This window comes from Citrobacter sp. S46_ASV_140, assembly GCF_018919545.1.
In the GTDB taxonomy this organism is placed as follows: Bacteria; Pseudomonadota; Gammaproteobacteria; order Enterobacterales; family Enterobacteriaceae; genus Citrobacter; species Citrobacter braakii.
Genome location: NZ_JAHLRC010000022.1, coordinates 50040 through 56138 on the forward strand (window position 1 = coordinate 50040; position 6099 = coordinate 56138).

A 6099-nucleotide genomic window follows, 5' to 3' on the forward strand; every position below is an offset into this window, starting at 1 on the left:
GTTAGCGTTAAATTAGAATAATTTTTTTGACCAACCAAGCTTAGTGCTTAATGTGTTGAAATAGCTGTAATCTTTTGGATGTATCAGGTTCAGATGATAATCACAGCGGCGAATCAATACGTCTTCACCTTCCTGTATAGGTAGGGCGATTTGGCTGTCACAGCTGATCTCCAGATCGTTACGGCGATGAGAAAAGCGCAGGCGAATGGTGCTGCTACTGTTGATCACCAGCGGTCGCGCGGAAAGCGTATGCGGAAACATGGGTACCAGCGTAATGGCATCCAGAGAAGGCGTCAGAATTGGGCCTCCGGCAGAGAGCGAGTAGGCGGTAGAGCCGGTCGGCGTCGAGATAATCAGCCCATCTGAACGTTGGGAGAAGGCAAAAATTTCATCGATATAGACTTCAAATTCAATCATGTGCGCCACTTTCCCGGGGTGCAGCACAACTTCATTGATGGCAGTGCTAATGCGCTTCTGGCAATCCTGTTGACACACCTGAGCTTCGAGTAAAAAGCGCTTTTCGCTGATGTAGTGGCCTTCCAGCACGTCAGCTAACTGTTGCTGGGCATTGTCTGGGTCAAGGTCGGTCAAAAAACCGAGGTTGCCGCGGTTAATGCCAATAACCTTGATGTCATAACGTGCCAGGGTGCGTGCGGCGCCCAGCATATTGCCGTCGCCGCCGACTACCACGGCGAGGTCTGCCTGTTGGCCAATTTCTGCGAGCGTGCCGGTTTTCACATTTTTCAGCTGCAGTTCGTGGGCGATTTGTTGCTCAACGATAACCTCATAACCTTTGGTGCACAGCCAACGGTAGAGCATTTCATGTGTGGTCAGTGCAGTGGGGTGACGTGGATGCCCCACAATGCCAATACACTTGAAATGTTTGTTCATTTTCTCGAGGTCCTTGTAACGAAGATTAGTGACAATGTGAGTACTTCCCTTGAATCCCTGAATCTGATCCCCATAATAAGCCAAGTTAGCGAGATGAATGCGAAAAAAACGCGGAGAAATTCATGAGTAGTAAAGAACAGAAAACGCCTGAGGGGCAAGCCCCGGAAGAAATTATCATGGATCAGCACGAAGAAGTTGAGGCGGTTGAATCAGACGCTTCTGCTGAGCAGGTGGATCCGCGCGATGAAAAAATTGCGAATCTGGAAGCTCAGCTTGCTGAGGCCGAAACTCGCGAGCGCGACAGCGTGTTGCGTATCAAAGCGGAAATGGAAAACCTGCGTCGTCGTACCGAACTGGACGTAGAAAAAGCGCATAAGTTTGCGCTGGAAAAATTCGTCAACGAACTGCTGCCGGTGCTGGATAGCCTGGACCGCGCTCTGGAAGTGGCGGATAAAGATAATGACGCTATGGCGGCGATGGTTGAAGGTATTGAGCTGACCCGTAAGTCAATGCTGGATGTCGTGGCGAAGTTTGGTGTACAGGTGGTTGCGGATATCGATGTGCCGATGGACCCGAACGTGCACCAGGCAATTGCAATGGTAGAGTCTGACGACGTTGCTGCCGGTAATGTGCTGATGGTAATGCAGAAAGGCTATACGCTGAACGGACGTACCATCCGCGCCGCGATGGTCTCTGTGGCGAAAGCCAAAGGCTAATCAGCCTTCAGGCCGGGTAATGCTCACGCGCTACCCGGCCTGAATTATTCTCACTGGTCCGACACGCTTTCCCGTAGCGGTTTGACCGGCAATACCTGCACCTGTTTAATCATATTGTCCTGCACGTCGAGAATATCGATATCGTACTGTCCAATACGCACACGCGTGCCAGCAACCGGGATCTCTTCCAGCGCTTCAAGAATAATACCATTCACGGTACGTGCGTCATCTTCCGGCAGGTGCCAGTTAAACGCCTTATTGATTTCACGAACGTTGGCGCTGCCGTCAATGATCACCGAGCCATCATTCTGCGGCGTTACCTCTTCGGCAAGCGTGGGTGACATTGAAGTGGTGAAGTCGCCGACAATCTCTTCCAGAATATCTTCGACCGTGACCAGCCCCTGAATATCGCCATATTCATTAACAACCAGACCCACTTTCTTCTTGTTTCGCTGAAACTTAATGAGCTGGGTGCTGAGAGGCGTACCTTCCGGGACGTAATAAATTTCGTCGGCGGCACGTAACATGGTCTCTTTGGTGAACTCTTTTTTCTCTGCCATCAATCGCCAGGCTTCACGTACGCGCAGCATACTGATGGCGTCGTCCAGCGAGTCGCGGTACAGCACAATACGGCCGTGTGGAGAGTGCGAAAGCTGACGCACGATTGACTTCCAGTCATCGTTAATATCAATGCCGATGATTTCGTTACGCGGGATCATGATGTCATCGACGCTGACTTTTTCCAGATCCAGCACTGACAGCAGCATATCCTGGTTACGGCGTGAAATTTGCGAGCGCGATTCATTCACCAGCGTTCGCAGTTCATCTTTACTCAGCGAACCGCTCACCACGATATCCGTTTTGATGCCCATCATGCGCATAAGTAGCCGCGTGATGGTGTTGAGTAGCCACACCAACGGCATCATCAGAATCTGCAGTGGAGCCAGCAGTACACTGCTCGGATAGGCGACTTTTTCTGGATACAGCGCAGCAATAGTCTTGGGCAGTACTTCGGCAAAAACCAGCACGACAAACGTCAGTACCCCAGTGGCAATAGCGACACCCGCATCGCCATACAGGCGCATACCGACAATGGTGCCGAGCGCGGAGGCCAGAATATTCACCAGATTATTACCGATGAGCACCAGGCTTATCAGGCGGTCCGGCTTACGAAGTAGCTTTTCAACGCGTTTTGCCTGACGATTCCCCTGCTTGGCCCGATGACGTAGACGATAGCGATTCAGGGTCATCATTCCGGTTTCAGAACCGGAAAAATAGGCGGAAATGACCACCATGATGAGAAGCGTGATAATGAGCGTGGTGGTGGAGATGTGTTCCACGTAGGGTTCCTTAAAGATTTAACTCACGAACTGCTGCAGGATACGACTGCCGAAATAGGCCAGCGTTAGAATGCCTGCGCCTGCGACGTTAAACCATACGACGCGACGTCCGCGCCAGCCTTCATGGTAATGCCCCCACAACAGAACGATATAGACAAACCATGCCACGATAGAGAGAACGGCTTTATCAATGTTCTCGGTACTGAACAGGTTATGCATGTAAAACAGGCCTGTGCACAGGGTGAGCGTCAGCAGAACCACGCCAATTTGGGTGATATGAAACATTTTCCGCTCAATACTCATTAGCGGCGGCATCTCATTGCTGAAGGCCAGTTTTTTGTTTTTCAACTGGTAGTCGATCCATGCCAGTTGCAGCGCATACAGTGCGGCGATAATCAGCGTGGCGTAAGCGAATAGCGATAGCCCGATGTGAATCATCATGCCCGGCGTAGCTTCGAGATGGGTGATGAACTCGTTCGGCATAAACGTGGCGAAGGCCAGGTTGATCAGCGCAAAGGCGTAGACAATGGGCAGCAATAGCCAGCCACGATTGCGGGAAGCGACGATAGTCATTACCGTACAGATCATCAGGCTAACCAGTGAGCCGACGTTCAACAGACTCAGGTTTTGTCCGCTTTCACCGCCGGGCAGAATTCGCGCTTCCAGGGCGATAGCATGACTTACCAGCGCGACGACCGCAGAGAGAATAGCCATACGCCGCCAGCCGCTGTTTTTTTGCAGCAGAGCGGGAATAATCAGCGCGAGGCTGACTGAGTAGGCGACAAGGGCGAGCAGAGCAAAAACGGGCATATAGGTGTCGACAGTTGGCCAGTGATAAAGAAAAGCAGTATAGCGTTACGTGACCGCTGCTCCAACCGTTGCATAACAACAAAGGCGGCTTCATGTTATACTGCGACAAATTTCTGTTGATGTGTCGCTGTCGCGACCGACCGTTTCCACCCCAGGCGAGAGACAATGTTTGATAATTTAACCGATCGTTTGTCGCGCACGCTGCGCAATATCAGTGGCCGTGGACGCCTTACTGAAGACAACGTTAAAGAGACGCTGCGCGAAGTGCGCATGGCGCTGCTGGAGGCTGACGTAGCGCTGCCGGTAGTGCGTGAGTTTATCAATCGCGTAAAAGAGAAAGCGGTTGGTCATGAAGTTAACAAAAGCCTGACGCCGGGTCAGGAGTTCGTCAAGATTGTCCGTAACGAACTGGTTGCGGCAATGGGCGAAGAAAACCAGACCCTGAATCTGGCTGCACAGCCGCCAGCCGTTGTGCTGATGGCTGGTCTGCAGGGGGCGGGTAAAACGACCAGCGTCGGTAAGCTGGGGAAATTCCTGCGTGAGAAGCACAAGAAGAAAGTGCTGGTGGTCTCCGCGGACGTTTATCGCCCGGCGGCGATAAAACAGCTGGAAACGCTGGCCGAGCAGGTCGGTGTGGACTTCTTCCCGTCGGATGTCGGCCAGAAGCCGGTCGATATCGTTAACGCCGCGCTGAAAGAAGCCAAACTCAAATTCTACGACGTGCTGCTGGTGGATACCGCTGGTCGCCTGCACGTTGATGAAGCGATGATGGACGAAATCAAACAGGTCCACGCTTCTATCAAGCCGGTTGAAACGCTGTTTGTGGTCGATGCCATGACCGGTCAGGATGCCGCGAATACCGCAAAAGCCTTCAACGAAGCGCTGCCGTTAACCGGTGTCGTGCTGACCAAAGTTGATGGTGATGCTCGTGGTGGTGCGGCGCTCTCTATTCGTCATATCACCGGCAAGCCGATTAAATTCCTCGGCGTCGGCGAGAAAACCGAAGCGCTGGAGCCGTTCCACCCGGATCGTATTGCTTCGCGTATTCTCGGCATGGGTGACGTGCTGTCGCTGATCGAAGATATCGAAAGCAAGGTTGACCGCGCGCAGGCAGAGAAATTAGCCAGCAAGCTGAAAAAAGGCGACGGCTTCGATCTCAACGATTTCCTTGAGCAGCTCAACCAGATGAAAAACATGGGCGGCATGGCAAGCCTGATGGGCAAGCTTCCGGGCATGGGGCAGATCCCAGACAACGTGAAATCGCAGATGGACGATAAAGTGCTGGTGCGTATGGAAGCCATCATCAACTCGATGACGATGAAAGAACGCGCTAAGCCGGAAATCATCAAAGGTTCCCGTAAACGCCGTATTGCTGCCGGCTGCGGTATGCAGGTACAGGACGTAAACCGCCTTCTGAAACAGTTCGACGACATGCAGCGCATGATGAAGAAAATGAAGAAAGGCGGTATGGCGAAGATGATGCGTGGCATGAAGGGTATGATGCCGCCAGGCTTCCCTGGTAGATAAATATATCGGGCTACCTAATTTACCTTTTTGACGTCGGGGTGGGCTCGAAATGCTCACGTACTGCATGTACGTTCCGCTTTCTGCGCGCACGCCGACGCCAAACTGGCTGCAATGGTAACGCCCTGGTATAAAGCCTCATCACATGTTGATTGCTTTTTTCCCAGAAATCAGTAAAATTTTCGGGCTTTTAATATGACACCCGGGCTCCGTTCCTCGATGGGGCCTGGGTGTTTTATTCACACAAGAGGATGTTATGGTTACTATTCGTTTAGCTCGTCACGGCGCTAAAAAGCGTCCGTTCTACCAGGTTGTTGTTACCGACAGCCGTAATGCACGCAACGGTCGCTTCATCGAGCGCGTTGGCTTCTTTAACCCAATCGCTAGCGAAAAAGAAGAAGGCACTCGCCTGGATCTGGATCGCATCGCTCACTGGGTTGGCCAGGGCGCGACTATTTCTGATCGCGTAGCTACGCTGATCAAAGCAGCAAACAAAGCAGCTTAATCTGTCACGGTGGTCATGATGAGCAAGCAACTCGCCGCGCAGGCTCCTGTGGAACCCATCGTTTTGGGGAAAATGGGGTCTTCTTACGGTATCCGTGGTTGGCTCAGAGTGTTTTCTTCCACTGAAGACGCCGAAAGCATTTTTGACTATCAGCCCTGGTTTATCCAGAAGGCGGGTCAGTGGCAGCAAGTACAGCTGGAAAGCTGGAAGCACCACAATCAGGATCTGATCATCAAGCTGAAAGGCGTTGACGATCGTGATTCGGCGAATCTACTGACTAATTGCGAAATTGTCGTGGATTCCTCGCAGTTGC

Annotated in this window: 7 protein-coding genes; 4 read left to right on the forward strand and 3 right to left on the reverse strand. The window is 52.1% G+C overall.

What is annotated here, in order from left to right; all coding sequences use genetic code 11:
- Positions 1-12: 12 nt before the first annotated feature.
- Positions 13-891 (reverse strand): NAD(+) kinase, encoded by an 879-nt coding sequence (gene nadK, locus KQJ19_RS08745; RefSeq protein ID WP_016154073.1) that lies wholly within the window; start codon positions 889-891, stop codon positions 13-15.
- Positions 892-1013: 122 nt separating this feature from the next.
- Between nadK and grpE the strand changes: the two genes are divergently transcribed.
- A complete protein-coding gene (gene grpE / locus KQJ19_RS08750) occupies positions 1014-1607 on the forward strand; it encodes a nucleotide exchange factor GrpE (protein ID WP_003031221.1) in 594 nt (197 codons plus the stop codon).
- Positions 1608-1657: 50 nt separating this feature from the next.
- Here the strand turns inward: grpE and KQJ19_RS08755 are convergent, their stop codons facing one another.
- Together KQJ19_RS08755 and KQJ19_RS08760 are read right to left on the reverse strand one after the other, a co-directional pair.
- A complete protein-coding gene (locus KQJ19_RS08755; protein WP_008785520.1) occupies positions 1658-2947 on the reverse strand; it encodes an HlyC/CorC family transporter in 1290 nt (429 codons plus the stop codon).
- An 18-nt stretch (positions 2948-2965) separates the two neighbouring features.
- Positions 2966-3757 (reverse strand): inner membrane protein YpjD, encoded by a 792-nt coding sequence (locus KQJ19_RS08760; RefSeq protein WP_003031224.1) that lies wholly within the window; start codon positions 3755-3757, stop codon positions 2966-2968.
- 165 nt (positions 3758-3922) lie between these two features.
- On the opposite strand from KQJ19_RS08760, the gene ffh reads away from it, so the two are divergent.
- The 3 genes from ffh to rimM all read left to right on the forward strand — a co-directional run.
- A complete protein-coding gene (ffh, locus tag KQJ19_RS08765) occupies positions 3923-5284 on the forward strand; it encodes a signal recognition particle protein (RefSeq protein ID WP_003031226.1) in 1362 nt (453 codons plus the stop codon).
- A 253-nt stretch (positions 5285-5537) separates the two neighbouring features.
- The gene (rpsP, locus tag KQJ19_RS08770; protein ID WP_003031228.1) at positions 5538-5786 is read left to right on the forward strand and encodes a 30S ribosomal protein S16; all 249 of its coding nucleotides are present in this window, start codon (positions 5538-5540) and stop codon (positions 5784-5786) included.
- A gap of 18 nt (positions 5787-5804) precedes the next feature.
- Positions 5805-6099, forward strand: a 295-nt coding sequence (gene rimM / locus KQJ19_RS08775; RefSeq protein ID WP_216403556.1) for a ribosome maturation factor RimM, incomplete at its 3' end; no start/stop codon positions are given.

Bases quoted from the DNA above. Each gene is read 5' to 3' on its own strand.
- rpsP (WP_003031228.1), top strand. From the start codon at position 5,538: ATGGTTACTATTCGTTTAGCTCGTCACGGCGCTAAAAAGCGTCCGTTC.
- grpE (WP_003031221.1), top strand. From the start codon at position 1,014: ATGAGTAGTAAAGAACAGAAAACGCCTGAGGGGCAAGCCCCGGAAGAA.
- KQJ19_RS08760 (WP_003031224.1), bottom strand. From the start codon at position 3,757: ATGCCCGTTTTTGCTCTGCTCGCCCTTGTCGCCTACTCAGTCAGCCTC.
- ffh (WP_003031226.1), top strand. From the start codon at position 3,923: ATGTTTGATAATTTAACCGATCGTTTGTCGCGCACGCTGCGCAATATC.
- nadK (WP_016154073.1), bottom strand. From the start codon at position 891: ATGAACAAACATTTCAAGTGTATTGGCATTGTGGGGCATCCACGTCAC.